This is a genomic window from Streptomyces sp. NPDC052107 (assembly GCF_040680215.1).
Classification (GTDB): Bacteria; Actinomycetota; Actinomycetes; order Streptomycetales; family Streptomycetaceae; genus Streptomyces.
In genome coordinates this window covers 35,116-56,206 of the sequence record NZ_JBFAWG010000012.1, presented here as the reverse complement: position 1 = coordinate 56,206, position 21,091 = coordinate 35,116, and the positions used below count along the sequence as shown (strand labels likewise).

Here is a 21,091-nt window from a genome sequence, read left to right as displayed (position 1 = left end):
CCGCTCAGGCGCCGATCTCGGGGGCGTACGTCCCGAAGCTCCAGATGTTGCCCTCGGTGTCCCGGGCCATGTAGTCCCGCGAGCCGTAGTCCTGGTCCGTCGGGGGCAACAGGATCTCCACGCCGTGCTCCAGGGCCCGTTGGTGGTGGGCGTCCACGTCGTCCACGACGACGTACACCCCGGCGGGCCCGGCGTCCTTCATCGCCGTGTCGAAGAGGCCGCCGCGGCCCTTGGAGCCGATCATCACCGCGCCGTTGCCCTGGACCAGCTCCGCGTGCATCACCTTGCCGTCCTCCGTCTCGTACACCGACAGCTCGGTGAAGCCGAGGGCCTCCGTGAGCTGCTTGATCGCCGCCTTCGCGTCCGCGTACAGCAGCGTGGGGTAGAGGCTCGGCCGTCCGCCGCCCATGCCTGCCATGCCGATCACTCCTTCGTGCGTCGGTTCCGTGGCGCCTCGTTCAGTCTTGCAGCCGCCACTGACAGGCCTCAGCGGAACGCGTCGCACTGCTTCAGCCGTCGGACCGCCCCGCCGGCCTCACCCCCTGACGGGCCCCCGAACGGGCGACTTCCCGCCCCCGGCCCGCCCGGCGTCCGTCCCCGGCCGCCCGCCCTCACTACGCTCGCCCTCTGATCCAGGGCCGTGGACAGCGAAGGGGGAAAGGTGGCCGTTCCACCGCACGGGACACGACCACCCCGTGCCGGCCGCGGGTCTCTCGGGCCGACGCCTGCCGTGCCTGCGCGTTCGGCGGAGTCCCGCCGTGAGCACGTGCCGCCGACGCCCGCCGTCGCCCCGCCGCCCGCGTCTGCGACGGCGTGCGGCCTCGACAGCGGCGGCACCGGCCTCGGCCCCGACAGCGGTGCCGTCGGTCCCCGCGACCGGGCGCCGGCGTCCGGCACGCCGCCGGTGATCGCTCCCGCACGCGTCCGCCGAGCGGTCGCCCTCGTGCTCGCGCTCTGTCTTCTCGGTGTCGCCCACCACCTGCGCCCCACCCCCTACGAGGACCGTCTCGTCCGCCCCGCGCCCTGGCAATCGCAGCCGGGAGCCGGAACGTGGACCCTCCGCGCGCGGGGCGCCGACGTGGCCGCCTACGACACCCGTACCGGCGCGCTGCGCTGGCGGTACGCGCGCGTGGGGCATCGGCCTCTCGCCGTGCTGACCACGCGCGTGGAAGTGATCGCGCTGTGGGAGGACGGGCTCCTGGCCGACACCGACGGGCGCTCGGTGCGCTGGCACCGGGCCCTGCCCGACTGGGCCGAGTGGCTCCCCGCGCAGGGCGGCACCGGCGTGCTGCGACTCCTCGGCCACGGCATCCTCGCGGTCGTCACCCCCCAGCGCGTCACCGCGTACCGCATCGCCGACGGCGACCTGCGCTGGGTGCTGCCCGCCGGCCAGAGCTGTGCGTTCCGGCCCGAGGGCGCCGTACGGCGCGGCACGGCCCTGCTGATCGCCCGGCCGTGCGCGCAGGGTGCCTGGACCGGGCAGCTCGTGGCCCTGGACGACCTCGGGCGGATCGTCCCGGGCCGCACGCCCCTCGGCAACGATCTTCCGCACCGATCCGCCCGGCACGGACCGAACGCGCGGACGTAGAAAAACAGCTTGCATGACCCCGTTAGACTTCTTCCCATGGCCATTCTCCTCGCGCATTAGACGGCGGGAACGTCCTCAGCCGCCCACCCGCCAAATCCCTGTACGCCCTGGAGTCTGTCCTTGATCTCCGCCTCCGGTATCGAGCTGCGCGCCGGTGCGCGCGTCCTCATCGAGAACGCCACCTTCCGTGTCGCCAAGGGCGACCGCATCGGCCTCGTCGGCCGCAACGGCGCCGGCAAGACCACCCTCACGAAGTGCCTGGCTGGCGAGGGCATCCCGGCCTCCGGCCAGATCACCCGCTCCGGCGAGGTCGGCTACCTCCCGCAGGACCCCCGTACCGGCGACCTGGACGTCCTCGCCCGCGACCGCATCCTCTCCGCGCGCGGCCTCGACGTACTGATCCGCAAGATGCGCGAGAACGAGGAGCGCATCGCCAACGGCAAGGGCGGCACCCGCGAGAAGGCCCTCAAGCAGTACGAGCGCCAGGAGACCGAGTTCCTCACCAAGGGCGGGTACGCCGCCGAGGCCGAGGCCGCCACCATCGCCGCCGCGCTGAACCTGCCCGACCGCGTTCTCGGCCAGCCGCTGCACACCCTCTCCGGCGGTCAGCGCCGCCGTATCGAGCTGGCCCGGATCCTGTTCTCGGACGCGGACACCCTGCTCCTCGACGAGCCGACCAACCACCTCGACGCGGACTCGATCATCTGGCTGCGGGACTACCTGAAGACCTACCGCGGCGGCTTCATCGTGATCTCCCACGACGTCGATCTCGTCGACACCGTGGTCAACAAGGTGTTCTACCTGGACGCCAACCGGTCCACGATCGACGTCTACAACATGGGCTGGAAGCTCTACCAGCAGCAGCGCGAGGCCGACGAGAAGCGCCGCAAGCGGGAGCGGGCCAACGCCGAGAAGAAGGCCGCCGCCCTCAACGCGCAGGCCGACAAGATGCGCGCCAAGGCCACCAAGACGGTCGCCGCGCAGAACATGGCCCGCCGGGCCGAGAAGCTGCTCTCCGGCCTCGAAGAGGTCCGGATGTCCGACAAGGTCGCCAAGCTCCGCTTCCCGGAGCCCGCGCCCTGCGGCAAGACCCCGCTGATGGCCGAGGGCCTGTCGAAGTCGTACGGCTCCCTGGAGATCTTCACCGACGTCGACCTGGCCATCGACAAGGGCTCCCGAGTCGTCATCCTCGGCCTCAACGGCGCCGGCAAGACGACCCTGCTGCGCCTGCTCGGCGGGGTCGAGAAGCCCGACACCGGCCAGGTCGTCCCCGGGCACGGCCTCAAGCTCGGCTACTACGCCCAGGAGCACGAGACCCTCGACCCGGACCGCACGGTCCTGGAGAACATGCGCTCGGCCGCCCCCGACATGGACCTGGTCGAGGTCCGCAAGGTGCTGGGCTCGTTCCTCTTCTCCGGCGACGACGTCGACAAGCCGGCCGGCGTCCTCTCCGGCGGTGAGAAGACCCGTCTCGCCCTGGCGACCCTGGTCGTCTCCTCGGCGAACGTGCTCCTGCTCGACGAGCCGACCAACAACCTCGACCCCGCCAGCCGCGAGGAGATCCTCGGCGCTCTGCGCACCTACAAGGGCGCGGTCGTCCTCGTCACGCACGACGAGGGCGCCGTCGAGGCACTCCAGCCGGAGCGGATCATCCTGCTGCCGGACGGCGTCGAGGACCTGTGGGGTTCCGACTACGCGGACCTCGTCGCCCTGGCGTGATCCACTGCGTATGGATCATTCGGCTCATCCGTGATCCATCATCTGTGTGAGATCTCCTCGTATCGAGGTGTGTCGTACACGGATTTCCCGGCCGATCCCTTGCGTACCAAGGGATCGGCCGTCTCGCGTCCCTGACCTGGCACTTCGCGAATCCACCCGTTCGGCCCCCTCGACACCACCCCATGGAATCCTTGATTCCGCTTGTGGGGGTCCACTCCTGTCGTCACAACGATGTCTCACGGACCTTGCCGAATGGGTGGCCATCAGGCCCAAGAGGGGTGATCATGAGGAGACCAGAGCGCACTTCCCATGAGGAGGCACGGGTGGCCGAGACTCTGAAGAAGGGCAGCCGGGTGACCGGCGCCGCGCGCGACAAGCTCGCGGCAGACCTGAAGAAGAAGTACGACTCCGGTGCGAGCATCCGGGCGCTGGCCGAGGAGACCGGCCGCTCGTATGGCTTCGTACACCGGATGCTCAGTGAGTCGGGCGTCACGCTTCGTGGGCGTGGCGGAGCGACCCGGGGCAAGAAGGCCGCATCGTCCTGACGCCGGGCGGCCCATCGGCTTCGATGGTGGTCACCCGGTCGGCCTCCCCCCTGGGCCCTTGAGGGGCCCGGGGGGACCCCAGATCAGCCGGGTGGTTACTGTGCAGTCACTTAAGCATGCCGTAGGCATGCCCGGATGACCGCACCCATCGGAGGCGCCCCATGGCTTCGCCCGACCAGGACCTCGCTCCTGTACTCGACAAGGACGGCGTACGGCTCACCGTCGACGACGCGCTCGCCACGGTGACGCTGGCCAACCCGGCCAAGCGCAACGCGCAGAGCCCCGCCCTGTGGCGCGCACTCGCCGAGGCCGGCCGACTGCTGCCGGGCTCCGTTCGTGTCGTCGTGCTGCGCGGCGAGGGCAGGTCCTTCTCCGCCGGGCTGGACCGGCAGATGTTCACCCCGGAGGGGATCCCGGGCGAGCCGACCTTCATCGAACTCGCACGCCGTGACGACGCCGGGCTCGACGCGAGCATCGCCGAGTTCCAGGAGGCGTTCACCTGGTGGCGGCGGAACGACATCGTGTCCATCGCCGCTGTCCAAGGGCACGCCATCGGGGCCGGGTTCCAGCTCGCGCTCGCGTGCGATCTGCGGGTCGTCGCGGACGACGTGCAGTTCGCCATGCGCGAGACCAGCCTCGGTCTCGTCCCCGACCTGACCGGCACGCACCCGCTGGTCGGCCTCGTCGGGTACGCCCGCGCCCTGGAGATCTGCGCGACCGGACGGTTCGTCGGCGCGGCGGAGTCGGTGGCGTCCGGGCTGGCCAACGTCGCCGTGCCCGGCGACCAACTGGACGAGGCCGTGCGGGACTTGGCGGCTGCGCTGCTGGCCGCGCCGCGGGACGCCGTCACTGAGACCAAGGCGTTGCTGCGCGGGGCGCCGGGCCGTGACTACGAGGCCCAGCGTGCCGCCGAGCGTGCCGCTCAGGCACGCCGGCTTCGGGATCTGGCCGGCCTCGGCGAGTAACCGTGGGAGCGGCGGTCGTTCGGACGGTGCGGGCCCCTAAAGGGCGGCGCCACCGACCGCCGTAATCAACACCGCCACCGTCGGGCGGTCCTCCAGCGCATCCCGTACGGCCATGCGGACCTGCCGAGCCACGTCAATGGCTCGGCGGTCCGCGCTGGTTGCCAGCTCCACGCGCGCGTGCCGGCACGGCAGCGCCGTACCAGCGGTGCGCTCTTCCAGATGGACCGCCCGGCCCAGACCGCCGAGGGAGCCCGTCAGCCCGGTCACCCCGGGGACGGACAGTGCGGCCGCGGCCACCCGGGCCTCGTCCGGGTCCGTGGGCTCCCGCGCGGACACCGGCTGCGGTGCACGCACCTCCGCGGCCGGCTCCAGCGTGTCCAGCAGGTCGGTGACCCGCAGGTCCACCTCCGTCACCACGAGCCCGAGCCGCTCCGTCGCGGCCGTCGCCAGTGTCCGCCGTAGCCCGGACGCCACCGTCGGCAGCGGCTCGCCGGCCGTCGCGGCGAAGTCCGCCGTCAGCCGCAGCGGACCCGGCGGCAGCGCGCTCGGCGGAGCCGGTACGACAGGCCCCTGGGCCTCCTCCGGAGCGGCGAGCGCGAGCCGCACCGCGCCGAGTCGCACCCCGGGCATCCCCTCCGCCGCCGCGCGCTCCAGTACCGCCGCGGCCGCGCCCTCCGCGATCCAGGCGCCGTCGCCCGGCCCGCCGAGCGGCAGCAGCCTGCCCAGCCCCACCTGGCGCCGCACCATCTGTGTCCACCGCTCCGCCGTCATTCCTCCAGCCTGCCGTATCAGCGGCGCGCGGTCGGGGAACCTTGCATACGGTGGGCAGTGGACGATCGAAGGGGACGACCGAAAGGGATGTACGGCGATGACCGACATGACGACGACCCCCGAGGGCGACCAGGAGCCACAGGTTTCGACCCGTAGGACGACCCGGCGCGGCGGCGGCGATCCCGCGGCCCGTGGACGGACGACCATCGCCGACGGCGTCGTGGAGAAGATCGCCGCTCTCGCGGCCCGGGACGTGGTCGGCGTCCATGCCCTGGGCAGCGGTCTGGCCCGCACCCTCGGCGCCGTACGCGACCGGGTGCCCGGCGGCTCCAAGTCGGTCACCCGGGGCGTGAAGGCCGAGGTCGGCGAGGTGCAGACCGCGCTCGACCTGGAGATCGTCGTGGACTACGGCGTCTCGATCGGCGATGTCGCCCGCGTCGTGCGGGAGAACGTGATCGCCGCCGTGGAACGCATGACCGGACTCGAGGTGGTCGAGGTCAACATCGCGGTGAGCGACGTCAAGCTGCCCGAGGAAGAGGAAGAGGAACCGGAGCCCCGGATCCAGTGAGACCCGGTCCCCGACCCCGCACACCCGATGAGCTGAGGAGCGCTCCATGAGCATGGCCGTGGTCGGCATGATCGCCGGAATGGCGCTGGGCTTCGCCGGGTACTTCGGCGGCTTCGCCGCCTTTCTGCTGGTGGCGGCACTGGGCGCGATCGGGTTCGTCGTCGGCCGGTTCGCGGAGGGCGACCTCGAACTCGGTGACTTCTTCCGCACCCGCGGCGACCGGCGCGACCGGCGGCGGTGACCGGAGGTGAGTGCCGAGACCGGCGCGGCGCGCCTCCCGTCGGCCCTCGTGCCGCCGGGCGAGCGCGGCGCCACCCGGATCGCCGACCGGGTCGTGGCGAAGATCGCCGCGCAGGCCGCCCGGGAGGCGCTGCCGTCGCCGCCCGCCGACGCGGCCGTCCCGCACGCCACGGTCGTCGTCAGCCAGCGGGCGGCCCGCGTCCGCGTCCACCTCGAACTCGGCTACCCCTGCGACATCGGCGCCCACTGCGCCGCCGTGCGTCGCCATGTCACCGAGCGGGTAGGCGCGTTGGTGGACATGGAGGTGCCCGAGGTCGCCGTCCAGGTCGAACGGCTGCACCCGGCACCGCACGGGAGGGCGTGATGAGCGAACCACAGTCGACCACCCCCACCCTCGACAAGGAGCCCGGCACCACCCCGCCCGCCCCCGCCGGGGGCAGCGGCCGCTTCTGGTCGCCGCGCCGCGTCCCGGCCGCCGTCGTCGCGCTTGTGCTGCTGGCCGGCGCGGGCCTGCTGCTGTACGACATCGCCGCCGTACGCGCCCACCACCCGGCGATGCACTGGCGCCGCGCGCTCGCCCGGCAACTGGCCGAACGGCCCCTGGACGACGTCTGGGTGCTGACCGGCGCGGCCGTCGCCGTCGCGCTCGGCCTGTGGCTGATCGTCCTCGCGCTCACGCCCGGCCTGCGCGGACTGCTGTCCATGCGGCGCCCGCACCCCGATGTCCGCGCCGCGCTCCGGCGCGAGGCCGCGGCGCTCCTGCTCCGCGACCGGGCCATCGACGTGTCCGGGGTCCGGTCGGTCCGGGTGCGGATGCGGCACAAGAAGGCCGATGTCCGTGCCGTGTCCCACTTCCGTGACCTGGACGAGGTACGCGCCGACCTGGACACCGTGCTCACGGACGCGATCCGGGGCCTCGGCCTGAGCCGCCCGCCCACGCTGTCGCTGCAAGTGTCGCGGCCCGGACGGAAGGGGTGAGGACGATGCGCACCGGCGGCCTCAACCGCGTCCTGCTGGCCCTCCTCGGCCTGCTCCTGCTCGCGCTCGGCGGCGCGGTGCTCGCCGTCGGCCTGGGTGCGCCGCCACCCTCCTGGTGGATCCACACCGGCCCGCACGACGTCCTGCTGACCAAGGCAGAACGCACCCACTGGCGCGGCACCGGCTGGTGGTGGCCGACGGTCATCGCCGCCCTCGCCGTCGTCGTCCTCCTCGCCCTGTGGTGGCTCACGTCGGTCCTGCGCCGCCGCCGGCTGGCCGAGATCCTGATCGACACCGGCGACGACGAGTCCGCCCTCCTGCGCGCCAGGGCCATGGAATCGGCCCTGGCCCAGGACGCCGTACGGCAGGAGGGCGTGGCGCACGCGGAGGTCCTCCTGCGGGGCCGCCGTACGACGCCCACGGCAAGGGTGTGGCTCCAACTGGAGCCGCACGTGGACCCGGTCACGGCCCTGACCGAGTTCACGGCCGAGGCCCTGACCCACGCCCGCCAGTCGGCTCGCCTGCCTTCGCTTCCGGCGGAGGTACGCCTGCGGGCGGTCAAACACCGTGCGGAGAGGGTCACTTGACGGGCGGGGCCGCACCCTAGAACCCGTGCCGCATCCCCCCGTCCACCGGCAGCATGACCCCACTGAGATAAGACGCGGCCGGAGAGAGCAGGAACGCCGCGACCTTTCCGAACTCCGCCGGAGTCCCATACCTCCGCAACGGAATCCGAGCCTCGTTCGCAGCCCGGGTGGCCTCGGGATCGGCCGACAACGCGTCCAGCTCGCGCACGCGGTCGGTGTCGATGCGCGACGGCAGCAGCCCCAGCACCCGGATCCCGCGCGGCCCCAGCTCGTCCGCGAGGGACTTGGCGAAGCCGGCGAGCCCGGGCCGCAGCCCGTTGGAGATGGTCAGCCCCGGAATCGGCTCGTACACCGACGCGGACAGCACGAACCCGATCACCCCGCCCGGCTCCAGCTCGGCCGCCGCCGCGCGGGCGAGCCGCACCGCACCGAGGAACACCGACTCGAAGGCGTCGCGCCACTGCTCGTCGGTGTTGTCCGCGACGAACCCCGGCGCCGGCCCGCCCACGCTCACCAGCACGCCGTGGAAGCCGCCGAAGTGCTCACGCGCGGCCGCGATCAGCCGCTCCGGCGCCTCGGGGTCGGCGTTGTCCATGCTCACGCCCACCGCGTTCGGGCCCAGTTCGGCGGCGGCGTCGGCCACCCGCTTCCCGTCCCGGCCGGTGATCACGACCTTCGCCCGGTCGGCGACGAGTTCCCGCGCGGCGGCGTTGCCGAGTCCGCGGGTCGCCCCGGTGACGACGTACACCCGGTCCTTCAGTCCAAGATCCATGGTCCCTATCCTGCCTGGTCGTCCCCGAACAGCGTGAGGGCGGTGTTCACCAGCGCGATGTGGCTGAAGGCCTGCGGGAAGTTGCCCAGCTGGCAGCCGTTGACGGCGTCGTACTCCTCGGCCAGCAGCCCCACGTCGTTGACCAGGCCCACCAGCCGGTCGAACAGCTCCCGCGCCTCGTCCTTCCGGCCGGTCAGATGCAGGGCGTCGGCCAGTCAGAACGAGCAGGCCAGGAAGGCGCCCTCGCCGCTCGGCAGCCCGTCGACCACCGAGTCCTCGGTGTCGTACCGGCGCAGGAAGCCGCCGTGCCCGAGGTCGTCGCGGATCGCGTCCACCGTGCCGACCACCCGCGGGTCGTCCGGCGGCAGGAAGCCGACGCGCGGGATGAGCAGCAGCGCCGCGTCCAGTTCGCGGGAGCCGTAGTACTGGGTGAAGGTGTTGCGCTCGGGGTCGTAGCCCTTCTCGCACACCTCCTGGTGGACCTCGTCGCGGAATCTGCGCCAGCCCTCCAGGTCGCCCTCGAGGTCCTCGTACTGCTCCAGCGTCTTCACGGCACGGTCGGCGGCCACCCACACCATCACCTTGGAGTGCACGAACTGCTGCCGCCCGCCGCGCACCTCCCACAGGCCCTCGTCCGGCTGCCGCCACGCCGACTCCAGGAACCGCATCAGGGCGCGCTGCATCGCCCACATGTGCGGCCGCGGGGACAGGCCCGAGCTGCGGGCCAGGGCGAGCGAGTCCATCACCTCGCCGTACACGTCGAGCTGGAGCTGCTCGACGGCGCCGTTTCCGACGCGTACGGGGGCGGAGTCGGCGAAGCCGGGCAGCCAGGACAGCTCCATCTCCGGCAGCCGCCGCTCGCCCGCGACGCCGTACATGATCTGCAGGTCGGCCGGGTCGCCCGCGACCGCGCGCAGCAGCCAGTCGCGCCAGGCCGAGGCCTCCTCCTGGTAGCCGGCGTTGAGCAGCGCGCCGAGGGTGAGGGTGGAGTCGCGCAGCCAGCAGTACCGGTAGTCCCAGTTGCGCACGCCGCCCGGCTTCTCCGGCAGCGAGGTGGTCGCCGCGGCGACGATCCCGCCGGTCGGGATGTAGGTGAGGGCCTTGAGGGTGATCAGGGAGCGGACGACCACGTCCCGGTAGGGGCCCTCATAACAGCACTGCCGGGCCCAGCCCTGCCAGTCGGTGACGCTGCACTCCAGGCCCTCGAAGGGGTCGTTGAGCGGCGGGCGCCGCTCGTGCGAGGGGTGCCAGGTGAGCACGAACGCGACGCGCTCGCCCTCGGTGACGGTGAACTCGGAATGGGTGCCGAAGTCCGCGCCCCAGGTGCGCACGGCGGGCTCGGAGCGCAGCCAGACCGAGTCCGGGCCCGCGACGGCCACCCGGTGCCCGTTCGCGCGGCGCACCCACGGCGTGATCGAGCCGTAGTCGAAGCGCAGCCGGAGGGTGCTGCGGACGGTGACCCGGCCGCTGACGCCTTCGACGATGCGTACGACGTCGGGGGCGAGGTCGCGCTGCGGCATCAGGTCGGTGACGCGGACCGTGCCGTCCGGGGTCTCCCACTCGGTGTCGAGGACGAGGGTGTCGGGCCGGTAGCCGCGGCGCGCGCAGGTGTCCGCTCCCTCGGGGGCGATCCGCCAGTAACCGTGGTCCTCGTCGCCCAGCAGCCGGGCGAAGCAGGCGCCGGAGTCGAAGCGGGGCAGGCACAGCCAGTCGATCGAGCCGTTCTTCCCGACCAGCGCGGCGGTCTGCTCGTCACCGATGAGTGCGTAGTCCTCGATGCGCGCGTTCACGGGATCCGGTTTCCCGGCGGGCCAGAGGGCCAATCAGGTGGTGCGCCGGGGGAGTGAAGGTTTCCCCTCGGCGCTCTCCTTGGCACCCGGTCCCGGTCACCCCGTTCTGCCCGGTCCCGGTCACACCGTGGCCGGTGCGCTCTCCTCAGGCTTCGTCTGCGCCGCGGCCTCCTCGCGGTCGCTGATCTCGCGCCGGACCAGGAACCACCAGCCGACCGGGACGCCCGCGGCGAACAGCCACCACTGGATCATGTAAGCGTAGTTCAGCGGGGCGTCCTCGCTGCCGGGGTCGGAGATCTGCTCCGGGCCGCCCTTGGGCGTGGGCGCCGTCTGCTCGACATAGCCGCCGAGCACCCGCGCGCCGAGCCGGTGCGCCTCCTCCGTGCTGTTGATCAGCATGATCTGCCGGTCGGGGAGGCCCTTGACGTTCTTGATGCCGCTCGCCGCGGTCGTCTCGTCGGCCATCAGCCGCCCGGTGACGGTGGTCCGGCCGGACGGCGGGGCGGGGATCTCCGGGAAGGCGGTCTGGGCGCCGTTCGCGGGGATCCAGCCGCGGTTGACGAGGAGGACCCTGCCGTCCGTGAGGACGAGGGGGGTGAGCACGTGGAAGCCGACCTCGCCGTCGGAGTTGGTCCGGCGCCGGACCACGACCTCCCTGGCGGTGTCGAAGGTGCCGGTCGCGGTGACCGTGCGGTACTTCTCGGTGCGGGTCACGGTGTGCCCGGGCGAGGTCAGCCGCTCGACCGGGACCGGCTTGGCGTGCAGGGCCGAGGAGACCAGGTTGTTCCGGGCGGTGCGCTCCTCGTACCGGTGCTGCTGCCAGAAGCCCAGCCTGATCATCGTCGGGATCAGCGCGATCGCGACGATGCTGAGGATCACCCACTGACGGGACAACAGGAAGCGGTAGCGGTGCACCCCACGACGGTACATCCGGGCCGTGGGGTGCATTCAGGCGGGTACCGGGTCACACCCGGTCGACGATCCCCACCTTTCCCTCGGCGCGGGCGCAGTGCGCCCCGCAGTAGAACTTGCCGTCGGCCTCCACGCCCTGGCCGATGATCTGCACCCGGCAGTGCTCGCAGATGGGGGCCATCCGGTGGATCGCACAGGAGAAGCAGTCGAAGACGTGCACCGCGCCCTGGGCGTGGACCTCGAAGGTCATTCCGTAGTCGTTGCCGCAAACTTCGCATTTCGCCATGCGCCACAGGGTGAGCCGTCACCGTCCGCGCGGGCGAGCGGCCGCCGGGTGAGTCGTCCGGCAACCACCCGTTCGCACGATGACCGCCGGTTCGGTGGCGCCTTTCGGTGAGGCCTTTCGTGGCGCTTTCGGTGGTGGCTTTCGAGGCGCCGCCCTGCCGTCACGCGTCGGCCGGCTCGACATCCCGCAGCAGCTGCCCGAACGCGGCCTCGTCGACGATCGGCGTACCGAACTGCCGCGCCTTGACCACCTTGGACGTGCCCGAGTCGGGGTCGTTGGTCACCAGCAGGCTGGTCAGCCGGGAGATGCCGGACGCCACGTGCAGCCCGGCCTCGGTGGCCCGGTCCTCCAGCAGCTCGCGGTCGACGGAGGTGTCCCCCGAGAACGCCACCCGCATGCCCTGTTTGAGGCGTTTGCCGTCTTCATAGCGACCCGGGTTGGGATAGGGGCATGCGGGCTTCTTACGGGAGGGGCGCCAACTGCTCGGCCGGTAGCCGCCGTAGCCCCCGTATCCGCCGGACGACTGCCGGGGAACCGGACGGTCCGACCACTCCGTCAGCGGCCGGCACTCCAGCAGCGGCAGCCGGACGCCGCCCGCCGCCGCGGCCCGCAGGCTCGGCCGGAACGCCTCCGCCAGCACGCGCGCGTCGTCCAGCGCGTGGTGCGCCCGCTGCTGTACGACGCCGTAGTGCGCCGCCAGCGACTCCAGCTTGAAGTTGGGCAGCGGCAGGCCCAGCTCCTTCGACAGCGCGATGGTGCACATCCGCTGACGCACCGGCGCCTCGCGCTCCGCGCGCGCGTACTCCCGCGCGATCATCTGCCAGTCGAAGACGGCGTTGTGCGCGACCAGCACCCGGCCGTCCAGCCGGGCCGCGAACTCCTCGGCGATGTCCGCGAAGAGCGGCGCCCCTTCGAGTACCTCGCTCGTCAGACCGTGTATCCACACCGGCCCCGGGTCGCGCTCCGGGTTGACCAGCGTGTACCAGTGGTCCTCGACCTCGCCGCGCTCGTCCAGCCGGTAGACGGCCGCCGAGATGATCCGGTCGTCCCGGGCCAGGCCGGTGGTCTCCACGTCAACGACCGCGTATCCCTTCGGATACGCGGCCGGCCACTGACTGGGGGAGGACACTGCGGTCGCACGGTCTTCGAGCATGGTCATTGAGGATACGGGCCGCGACTGACAGCGTGGTCCCGCAGGTGCCCGGGGCTCCGCCGGTTTGCCGCCCAGCCGCTCGGCCGTCGCACGCACGTGTGCTGCCCGCTGTCCACCCGCCCAGCAGTCTCGGCCATCTGAAAGGCACAGGTTCAGGGGTGCCGCGGTCCCGGGCCGTGAACTCGCCCGGCCGCAGGGCACAGCACGCTTGGCCACGGGCCCACCCGGCCGCAGGCCGCAGCGCGCTTGGCTGTGAGCCCCCGGCCGCAGGCTCGCGGCGCCGTTTGGCCGCCGGGCCGCATGCCGGCAGCGCGTTCGGCCGCGAACTGGCCCGGCTGCAAGGCCGCGCAGGTGCAGGCTCGCCCTGCGTTTACCCCCGAACTGACCCAGCTGCAGGCTGGCAGCGCGTTTGGCCGCAGCCCGCCCGGTCGCAGGCCCGCTCGGTTGCGAGCCCGCCAGGCCGCAGGCCCGCAGCACGTTTGGCTGTAGGCTCGCCAGTCGCTCGGACCTCGTGCGTGTACGGCGGGCGCTGGCGTTCGTCGGAGACTCGCGCGCGGCGGCGGCACGCCGATGGGCGGCTCGAAGTCTCCGCCACGCGTGCGCGCTTGTTCCTGTCTCTCAGCCGCCCGAGTCGGCCCGGTCGGCGGGCAGGGCCGGTGCCCACGGTGACCGCACCAGCGCTCGTACGACCGTCACGAACAGCCGCTCGGTGTCCACCGGGAGGGCCGGCGCACGCGCCGGCGCGGGGTCGCCCCCCGGCGGTCTCGGCGCTCCACAGCTCCTGCTCGCCGGGACGCTGCGCCAGGGCGCGCTCGCGGTTGCGCTCCACCAGCACATGCCCGACGACCTGGAACTGCATGGCCCGCACGAACTCGGCCTCCTGCGCCCCGCGCAGCCCGGCGGCGTGCGCCTCGCGCACCAGGACCCGCTGGGCGGGCAGGAACATCCGCTCGGTCAGCTCCCGCTCGTGCACCAGGGCCACCTGACGCGGTGGTCGCGCAGTTGCCGGCGCAGGGCGCGCACGACGCCGACCACGCGCTGCTCGGGTGTGCGCTCGGAGGGGCGGATCTCGCCGAGCTCGGCCACGGTCCGCTCCACGAGGGCGTCGAGCAGGGCCTCACGCCCGCCGACATGCCAGTAGATCGACGTCACCGCGGTGCCCAGCTCCGCGGCCGGCCCCGCATGGTGAGCGCGTCCGGCCCGTGCCGCTTCACCAGTCCGGCGGCGGTGTCCAGCACCGCCTCCCGGGTCAGCGCACTCCTCGCCCGCTCGCCATGCCCCCTCCCAATTCCCGTCCACTGCCGCGTCTTTACCCCACGCGAAGTCTGCTGTGACCGAGTTACATGTGACGAGCCGTCAGGAATTCCAACCCGCCAGACGAAGGGCGGTACGGCGTATGGCACGCGTACGGTACGGCGCACGGACCGAGCGGGAGATCGCCCCGATCTGGGCCGCGTGCGCGGAACTCGGCGTCCCGTCAACCGCCGCGCCGGCTCGGCCTCCCCGCCGTTCGGCGAGGAACCGGCCGCCCGCGCGGTGTTCATGGTGGAGGCGACCTGGTTCTCCCACCGCGCCCTGTGGCATCTGGTCTTCGGCGGCGCCTTCCGCCGGCACACCGAGCTGAGACTGGTCCCGACCGAGCGGGGCTCCGGCTGTATCCCCGGGGTGCTCGGCATGCTGGACCACTATCACGGCCGCCTGGTCTCGGCGGCCACGAAGGCCGGCACCGCCGAGGCCAAGTTCGGCACCGGACTCGCCGAGGGCAGGGGCGCGCCGCCCTCCCGGGTGTGGCGGGACAACTGCTTCGCCGGCGCCAGCTTCATGCGCCCGCACGAGGTGCCGCTGTGGGACCGCATCGGCGTCGACAAGATCATGTGGGGCAGTGACTACCCGCACGACGAGGGCACCCATCCCTACACCCGCGAGGCCCTGCGCGTCGCCTACGCGGGCGTGCCGCGTGAGGAGGTCGCGGGCCATGCTCGGCGGCAACACGGCCCGCGTCTACGGCTTCGGCATCGCCCTGCTCGACACCGCCGCGGCGAAGGCGGAGCCCACGGCGGCGGAGGTCGCCGAGCCACTGACCCGGCCTCCGGCGGACGCGACCAGCCCGGTGGTCGCTCGGGGAGCCTCACTGCGGGTGTGGTGATGTGGAGGTGGCAGCCCAGGAGTGCGATCCTCCCTGCTGTGACGGATCCCACCCACGAAGAGGCCCACGGGGGCGCGCTCGGCTCGCGGCTGAACTGGCTGCGGGCCGCCGTGCTCGGCGCGAACGACGGCATCGTCTCCACCGCGGGCATCGTCGTCGGCGTGGCAGGCGCCACCCAGAGCCGGTCCGCCCTGCTCACCGCCGGACTGGCCGGCCTGCTCGCCGGGTCGATGTCCATGGCCGCCGGCGAGTACGTCTCCGTCTCCACCCAGCGCGACTCGGAGATGGCCGCGCTGGCCGTGGAGAAGCGGGAACTGCGGGAGCAGCCGGAGGCCGAGCTGCAAGAGCTGACCACGCTGCTGGAGGAACGCGGACTGTCCCGCGAGGTGGCCCGCGAGGCCGCCGAACAGCTCACCGCGCGGGACCCGCTCAAGGCCCACGCGCGCGTGGAGCTCGGTATCGACCCGGAGGAGCTGACCAACCCCTGGCACGCCGCCTGGGCGAGCTTCCTGGCCTTCACGGTGGGCGCGCTGCTGCCGCTGCTGGCCATCGTCCTGCCCCCGGCGGGCTGGCGGCTGGGTGTGACGGTGGTCTCCGTCCTGGCCGCGCTCGTCCTCACCGGCTGGAAAAGCGCCAGGCTCGGCGCGGCGGACCCGAGACGCGCGGTGCTGCGCAACGTGGTGGGCGGGGCGCTGGCGATGGGGGTCACCTACGCGGCGGGCAGCCTGCTGGGCGCGGCGGGCGTCTGACACGCGGGCCGAGGACCCTGAGCGCGCAGACCGGCCCGGCGACGGCGTACCGTGAGGTGCGCTCGACCACCCCCTGAGCGCCCCGCACCGACCCGCACGAGAAGGACCCTCGCCATGCGCGCCACCACCATTCACGCCCCGTTCGACATGCGCGTGGAGGACGTCCCCGAGCCCGTGGCGCAGCTGCCCACCGACGCCGTGGTACGGGTGCTGCGCGCCTGCATCTGCGGCAGCGACCTGTGGGCCTACCGGGGCGAGGCGGCCCGGCAGCCGGGGCAGCGCATCGGGCACGAGTTCCTCGGCATCGTCGAGGAGACCGGTTCCGAGGTGAGCACCGTCCGGCGCGGTGACCTGGTGGTCGCGCCGTTCATGTGGTCCGACGGCGTCTGCGACTACTGCCGCGAGGGCCTGACGACGTCCTGCGAGCACGGCGGCTTCTGGGGCTCCGTCGGCTACGACGGCGGCCAGGGCGAGGCCGTGCGCGTGCCGTTCGCCGACGGCACCCTCGTCCAGCTGCCGAAGGACGCGGCCTCCGACGACCGTCTGCTGTCCGCGCTGCTGACCCTCTCCGACGTCCTCGGCACCGGCCACCACGCCGCCCTCGGCGCGGGCGCCCGCCCCGGCGCCACGGTCGCCGTGGTCGGTGACGGCGCGGTCGGCCTGTGCGCGGTCCTGGCCGCCAAGCGGCTGGGCGCCGAGCGGATCATCGCGCTCGGCCGGCACGAGGTCCGCACCGACATCGCGCGCCGCTTCGGGGCCACCGACATCGTCGCCGAGCGCGGGGAAGCCGCCGTCGAGGCCGTCCGTGAACTCACCCGCGGCCAGGGCGCGCACGCCGTGGTCGAGGCCGTCGGCACGGAACAGTCCATGCGTACGGCGGTCAACATCACCCGCGACGGCGGCGCGATCGGCTTCGTGGGCGTGCCGCACGGCAGCGGCACCGGCCTCGACCTCGGCGTCATGTTCGACCGGAACATCGCCCTGCGCGGCGGCGTCGCCCCGGTCCGCGCCTACATCCCGGACCTGCTCCCCGACGTCCTCGACGGCACGATCGACCCCTCGCCGGTGTTCGACATGACGGTGGACATCGAGGGCGTGCCCGGGGGCTACAAGGCGATGGACCAGCGCACCGCTCTCAAGGTTCTGGTCACCAACGACCGCTGACCCGCTAACTCCAGCGGATCGGCAGCGGCAGCGCCGTGAGCAGGCCCGAGACCGCGACGACCGCGCCCAGGGCGATCACCTCGGCCCGCGCGGGCGCGTACGCGGTCAGCGGGGCGGCGGCGCGGCGCAGCCGGATCCGCGCCCAAAGGGCGAGCAGCGCGACGGCGGCGACCAGGACGACCTTGGCCAGCAGGGTGCGGCCGTACGCCGTCGTCGTCAGCTGGTCCACGATCGTGGCCGGCGGCATGCGGCGCAGCGCACTGCACACGCCGGTCGCGGTGATGGCGGCGAGCAGGACGGCCGCCACGCGCGCGTAGAGGCCGAGCAGCGCGGTCCCGGCCGGATCGCCGTGCCACAGCCGGATCAGCCGCAGGGCGTGCGGCAGACCGCCGGCCCACAGCGCCGCGCACGTCAGGTGCACCAGCGTCAGCCCCGAGCCGATCAGCGGGCTGGGCTCGGTCGTGGGGTGGGCGCGCAGCGCCTCCGCGACCACCACCGCGGCCAGCGGCCAGACCTGGGCCGCCGGGCGCCTGAGGAACGCGCACAGGGCCGCCAGTAGAAAGGCGTTGACCTCCAGCAGGGCCAGCCGGCCATCGCGGGAGCCGTACAGGCCGCCGACGTCGATCTGGGCGAGGCGGTGCGGGACCAGATTGCCGGCGGACACCACCGAGGCGAGCGCCAGCGCGGCGACGAACCCGGCGGCTGTCGCGAACGGCGCCCAGCTGCGCGGCCGTTCGGGCGGGACACCGGGCAGGTGCCGGGCGAGCCGGTGCACGAACAGCTCGCCGAGGGGCACGCTCAGCGCGGTGAACAGCACCGTGCGCAGCAGCCCGATGCCACCGACCCCCGGCGCGGCGGCCTCCCCGGTGCCGTGCAGCGCCGCGGACGGCCCGAGCAGGGGGATCAGGGCGCCCAGCGCCACCAGTATCAGGAGGGCGGCGGCCCGGCCGGTGCCGGACCGCCGCCCCGGGCCCTCCTCGTCGGTCGCCTCGGCGGTCGGTCGTATCAAGCTCACCCCGCGATCTTCGCCAGCCGCCGCAGAACCGGGCAAGTCCCGGAAAACAACTGGCAGTACGGAATTCCACGCATACATACGTTTCCGGCCGCCCGCGCGCTCACCCGTTTCCGGCCGCCCGCGCGCTCACCGCCAGCGGGCGCTGTCCGACCCCCACGGCACCGGCGGCCGCGCCCAGTCGGCGGGGCCGCCCGCGAAGGACACCGGCGGCCGCGCGTGCCGCAGCCGGCCGAGCGGGCCGTCCGTCTCGGCCAGCCAGGCGTCCGGGCCCTCGTACGGCGCACCCGTCGCCGCGGTCGGCCGGATTTCGTCGGTCAGCCAGCGCGCGGTGCGGGCCAGTGCCAGTCGCACGAGGCGGCCGCCCCCGTCGTACGACTGCTCGGTCAGCGCCCGCAGGACGGCCGCCGCCAGGAGATAACCGGTGCCGTGGTCCAGTGCCTGCGCGGGCAGTGCCCCGGGCTGCTCGGCCGAGCCCTCGGTCGCGGCGATGCCGGTCGCGACCTGCACCAGGCTGTCGAAGCCGCGCCGCCCGCCCCAGGGGCCGTACGCGCCCCACGCCGAGATCTGCGCCACGACCAGTCCGGGCCGGCGCGCGACCAATGCCTGCGGCGAGAGCCCGAACCGGTCGAGGGCACCCGGCCGGTAGCCGGTGACAACGACGTCGGCCGCGGCCAGCAGCTCCTCGAAGGTGTCGCGGTCGGCGGTGAGGTCGAGCGTCGCCGACCGCTTCCCGAAGCCCGTGTCGGCGTGCTGGTCGGGGAGTTCGGGCAGCCAGAGGGCGTCCACGCGGAGCACGTCCGCGCCGAGCAGGGCGAGGGTGCGGGTGGCGACCGGGCCGGCGAGGACCCGGGTCAGGTCCAGCACGCGCAATCCGGCGGCGGGCAGCAGGGGAGTGGTGGCGGGATCGAGCGGGGCCAGCACGCGCGCGTGCGTGGAGTCGAGGCGCTCGCGCTCGACCAGCGGGCGTGCGGCCACCTCGGTGGCCTGCTCGGTGGCGGCCCACTCCTTCGGGGCGCGCAGGGCCACGGCGAGGCCGCCGGCGCCGTACACCGCCTCCTCGACCTCCAGCGCGGACCGCTCGGCGAGCCGGCCGGCCACCGTCTCCGGCGAGGCGTCCGCCGGCAGGCCGAGCGCCCCGAGCAACGGGGCCCGGTGATGCGGATAGTTGGCGTGGGTGCGCACCCAGCCGTCGGCCGTCCGCCAGAACCGCGACAGCGGCGCGAAGGCGACCGGTGCCCGCCCGTCGACCAGCAGGTGCCGTTCACTGTGGAAGGCGGTCGCCACGGCGCCGTCGTCGACCCGGACGGCGGGCACCTCGGCGAGCCCGGCGCGTCGGGCCGTCAGTTCGGCGGCGGCCAGCGCACAGGAGCCGACACAGGCACGGGCGAGCTCCCGTACGGGAAGGCGCGCCTCGAGCGCGCCCTCCCGCACCACGGTGGTGAGCCGTGCGAGTTGGGCGGGATCGCCACCCAGTGCGGACCATGCGGACTTGATACCAGTCATGACTGCACTATGCAGTATTGACTGAATCAATATATGGGCGGACCGCTCTACTCGGTCACCGCGGCCAGCGCATCCGCCGTACCGAAGCCGTAGAAGCCGTTGTAGTTCTTCGCCCCCTCGCACACCGCGTCGACCTTGCCGTCACCGTTGATGTCGTACGGGTCCGTGCACGGCGTGGCGTCGGCCTCCGCGTACAGCAGCGCCTTGACCAGGGAGGCCGGGGCATGTGGATGGGTTGACTTGATCAATGCGGCAACACCCACGACATGCGGCGTCGCCATCGACGTACCGGCCATGTAGCCCCACCTGCCGCCCGGCAGCGGGCCCAGGATGAGACCGCTGGTCGCCGGGGGCTCCGGCTTCTGGTAGGCGGTCGAGTCGCCGCCGGGTGCGGCGATGTCGATCACACCGAGGCCGTAGTTGGAGAAGGACGACTTCAGGCCCTTCGCTCCCGTCGCCGCGACCGTCACGACACCCGGCAGCTGGGTCGGTATGTCGTAGCAGGTGTGCGGGTCGATCACGCGGTCCGACGCGGTGCCGTCGTTCGGGGAGACCGGGTCGGTGATCGAGTCGGACGCGAGGTCGTAGTTCTCGTTGCCGGCCGCGGCGACGTTGACCGTGCCCTTCTTCTCCGCGTACTGCGAGGCCCGCGTGATCGCGTCGACCAGCGCCTTCTGGTCCGGATCGGTGGTGCAGTTGAAGTACCACGGGTCGGTGTAATAGCTGTTGTTGGTCACGTCGACGTGGTGCTCGGCCGCCCACACGAAGCCGCAGACCACGGCCTCGGTGTAGAAGTACCCCTTCGGGTTGGCGACCTTGATGCCGGCCACCTTGACGCCCGGCGCCACGCCCGTGATGCCGACGCCGTTCTTCGCACCCGCGATCTCACCCGCCACGTGCGTACCGTGCGGGCTCTCCGACGTGCTCGGCCGCCAGGCGCCGTCCGTGGTGTCGGGCTTGCCGGACACGCAGTTGGCGGAGGCGGCCCGGTCGAAGTTGGGCGCGATGTCCGGGTGGGTGTCGTCCACGCCGGTGTCGATGACCGCGACCGTGACGTCCGGACTGCCCAGCGTCTTCTCGTGCGCCTTGTCCGCCTTGATGGCCGGCAGGTCCCACTGCAGCGGCTCCAGTGGGTCCTGTCCCGCCGCCGCCTCGGCACCGGCCTCGGCGACCTGCTCGGCGCCGAGCACCTTCGGTGTGCCGACGTCGGTGGTGGACTGGGCGGGCAGCGGCGCGTTGCGCGTGGCACCGGCCGAGTCCACCCCGCGCACCGTGCGGATCTCCTTGGCGAAGTCCGGGTTGGCGGAGTGGACGACGATCACGCCGATCTGGTCGTACGCGATCACCACCGAACCTCCGGCTCCGGTGACCGCCTGCTGCACGTGCGCCGAGACACCGTTCCCGGGGCGGACGTTGACGACATAGCTGAGCATGGGCCCGTCGGCGGTGGCCGCCGGGGTGTTGTCCGCCGCGGACGCGGTGACGTTCGGCAGGAACGCCAGGGCCGTGGCCAGGGCCATCCCGGCCGGGATCGCGAGGGCGCGGCGGAAGCGCGGCTTGGGCGCTGTCATGGGTCAGTTCTCTCCAGTTCGTTCGCGGTACGAGCGTGCCGTGCGGGAAGTCCGCGCGGAGCGCGGCGA

Annotated in this window: 20 protein-coding genes and 3 pseudogenes; 12 read left to right on the top strand and 11 right to left on the bottom strand. The window is 73.0% G+C overall.

The genetic code is table 11. The annotated features are described in order from the left end of the window. Window positions 1–4: 4 nt before the first annotated feature. Window positions 5–418, bottom strand: coding sequence for a VOC family protein (locus tag AB0M27_RS16070; protein WP_365722053.1), 414 nt, complete (start codon window positions 416–418; stop codon window positions 5–7). 348 nt (window positions 419–766) lie between these two features. Here AB0M27_RS16070 and AB0M27_RS16065 point away from each other — a divergent pair, with 348 nt between their 5' ends. From AB0M27_RS16065 to AB0M27_RS16050, 4 genes are all read left to right on the top strand, one after another. Beyond that, window positions 767–1,588, top strand: a complete 822-nt coding sequence (locus tag AB0M27_RS16065) for a hypothetical protein (protein ID WP_365722051.1) — start codon at window positions 767–769, stop codon at window positions 1,586–1,588. Between the two features lie 120 nt (window positions 1,589–1,708). After that, the gene (locus AB0M27_RS16060; RefSeq protein WP_365722049.1) at window positions 1,709–3,307 is read left to right on the top strand and encodes an ABC-F family ATP-binding cassette domain-containing protein; all 1,599 of its coding nucleotides are present in this window, start codon (window positions 1,709–1,711) and stop codon (window positions 3,305–3,307) included. A gap of 323 nt (window positions 3,308–3,630) precedes the next feature. Next, window positions 3,631–3,852, top strand: coding sequence for a helix-turn-helix domain-containing protein (locus AB0M27_RS16055; RefSeq protein ID WP_004002281.1), 222 nt, complete (start codon window positions 3,631–3,633; stop codon window positions 3,850–3,852). A gap of 161 nt (window positions 3,853–4,013) precedes the next feature. Then, complete coding sequence (locus AB0M27_RS16050; RefSeq protein WP_365722047.1) at window positions 4,014–4,817, top strand: enoyl-CoA hydratase/isomerase family protein; 804 nt, start codon at window positions 4,014–4,016, stop codon at window positions 4,815–4,817. Between the two features lie 36 nt (window positions 4,818–4,853). Here the strand turns inward: AB0M27_RS16050 and AB0M27_RS16045 are convergent, their stop codons facing one another. Next, window positions 4,854–5,588: a nucleopolyhedrovirus P10 family protein gene (locus AB0M27_RS16045; protein ID WP_365722045.1), complete on the bottom strand. Its 735-nt coding sequence runs from the start codon at window positions 5,586–5,588 to the stop codon at window positions 4,854–4,856. Window positions 5,589–5,685: 97 nt separating this feature from the next. Here AB0M27_RS16045 and AB0M27_RS16040 point away from each other — a divergent pair, with 97 nt between their 5' ends. From AB0M27_RS16040 to amaP, 5 genes are read left to right on the top strand one after another with little or no spacing between them, the layout of a single operon-like run. After that, a complete protein-coding gene (locus tag AB0M27_RS16040) occupies window positions 5,686–6,156 on the top strand; it encodes an Asp23/Gls24 family envelope stress response protein (RefSeq protein ID WP_365722043.1) in 471 nt (156 codons plus the stop codon). A gap of 46 nt (window positions 6,157–6,202) precedes the next feature. Next, a complete protein-coding gene (locus tag AB0M27_RS16035; protein WP_153535343.1) occupies window positions 6,203–6,397 on the top strand; it encodes a hypothetical protein in 195 nt (64 codons plus the stop codon). A gap of 6 nt (window positions 6,398–6,403) precedes the next feature. Next, entirely contained in the window at window positions 6,404–6,760 is a 357-nt protein-coding gene (locus AB0M27_RS16030; RefSeq protein WP_365722041.1) for a hypothetical protein, read from the top strand. Next, complete coding sequence (locus AB0M27_RS16025; protein WP_365722039.1) at window positions 6,760–7,374, top strand: DUF6286 domain-containing protein; 615 nt, start codon at window positions 6,760–6,762, stop codon at window positions 7,372–7,374. The genes AB0M27_RS16030 and AB0M27_RS16025 overlap by 1 nt, the downstream gene beginning before the upstream one ends. Window positions 7,375–7,379: 5 nt before the next feature. Next, complete coding sequence (gene amaP, locus AB0M27_RS16020; RefSeq protein ID WP_365722037.1) at window positions 7,380–7,961, top strand: alkaline shock response membrane anchor protein AmaP; 582 nt, start codon at window positions 7,380–7,382, stop codon at window positions 7,959–7,961. Between the two features lie 16 nt (window positions 7,962–7,977). On the opposite strand, the gene AB0M27_RS16015 is transcribed toward amaP, so the two are convergent. The 6 genes and pseudogenes from AB0M27_RS16015 to AB0M27_RS15990 form a co-directional block, all read right to left on the bottom strand. Next, window positions 7,978–8,733, bottom strand: coding sequence for an SDR family oxidoreductase (locus AB0M27_RS16015; RefSeq protein ID WP_365722035.1), 756 nt, complete (start codon window positions 8,731–8,733; stop codon window positions 7,978–7,980). A gap of 5 nt (window positions 8,734–8,738) precedes the next feature. Further along, window positions 8,739–10,523 (bottom strand): annotated as a pseudogene (locus AB0M27_RS16010) (glycoside hydrolase family 15 protein). A gap of 120 nt (window positions 10,524–10,643) precedes the next feature. After that, window positions 10,644–11,453 carry an SURF1 family protein gene (locus AB0M27_RS16005; RefSeq protein ID WP_365722033.1) on the bottom strand — a complete coding sequence of 270 codons (810 nt, stop codon included), beginning with the start codon at window positions 11,451–11,453 and terminating at the stop codon, window positions 10,644–10,646. 34 nt (window positions 11,454–11,487) lie between these two features. Next, window positions 11,488–11,721 carry a hypothetical protein gene (locus AB0M27_RS16000; protein WP_061928587.1) on the bottom strand — a complete coding sequence of 78 codons (234 nt, stop codon included), beginning with the start codon at window positions 11,719–11,721 and terminating at the stop codon, window positions 11,488–11,490. A 160-nt stretch (window positions 11,722–11,881) separates the two neighbouring features. After that, complete coding sequence (locus AB0M27_RS15995) at window positions 11,882–12,874, bottom strand: DEDDh family exonuclease (protein ID WP_365722031.1); 993 nt, start codon at window positions 12,872–12,874, stop codon at window positions 11,882–11,884. Window positions 12,875–13,492: 618 nt separating this feature from the next. Next, window positions 13,493–14,163: pseudogene (locus AB0M27_RS15990) on the bottom strand (TetR family transcriptional regulator). A 152-nt stretch (window positions 14,164–14,315) separates the two neighbouring features. Between AB0M27_RS15990 and AB0M27_RS15985 the strand changes: the two are divergent. The 3 genes and pseudogenes from AB0M27_RS15985 to AB0M27_RS15975 form a co-directional block, all read left to right on the top strand. Beyond that, window positions 14,316–15,020: pseudogene (locus AB0M27_RS15985) on the top strand (amidohydrolase family protein); the annotation flags it as partial. Window positions 15,021–15,058: 38 nt separating this feature from the next. After that, window positions 15,059–15,769: a VIT family protein gene (locus AB0M27_RS15980; protein ID WP_365722029.1), complete on the top strand. Its 711-nt coding sequence runs from the start codon at window positions 15,059–15,061 to the stop codon at window positions 15,767–15,769. 114 nt (window positions 15,770–15,883) lie between these two features. After that, on the top strand, window positions 15,884–16,933 hold the full coding sequence (locus AB0M27_RS15975; protein WP_365722027.1) for a zinc-dependent alcohol dehydrogenase family protein: 1,050 nt from the start codon (window positions 15,884–15,886) through the stop codon (window positions 16,931–16,933). A 4-nt stretch (window positions 16,934–16,937) separates the two neighbouring features. On the opposite strand, the gene AB0M27_RS15970 is transcribed toward AB0M27_RS15975, so the two are convergent. The 3 genes from AB0M27_RS15970 to AB0M27_RS15960 form a co-directional block, all read right to left on the bottom strand. Next, the gene (locus AB0M27_RS15970) at window positions 16,938–17,948 is read right to left on the bottom strand and encodes a CopD family protein (protein WP_365722025.1); all 1,011 of its coding nucleotides are present in this window, start codon (window positions 17,946–17,948) and stop codon (window positions 16,938–16,940) included. Window positions 17,949–18,074: 126 nt separating this feature from the next. Further along, window positions 18,075–19,451 carry a CoA transferase gene (locus AB0M27_RS15965; RefSeq protein ID WP_365722023.1) on the bottom strand — a complete coding sequence of 459 codons (1,377 nt, stop codon included), beginning with the start codon at window positions 19,449–19,451 and terminating at the stop codon, window positions 18,075–18,077. 47 nt (window positions 19,452–19,498) lie between these two features. Beyond that, complete coding sequence (locus AB0M27_RS15960) at window positions 19,499–21,022, bottom strand: S8 family serine peptidase (protein ID WP_365722021.1); 1,524 nt, start codon at window positions 21,020–21,022, stop codon at window positions 19,499–19,501. Window positions 21,023–21,091 lie beyond the last annotated feature (69 nt).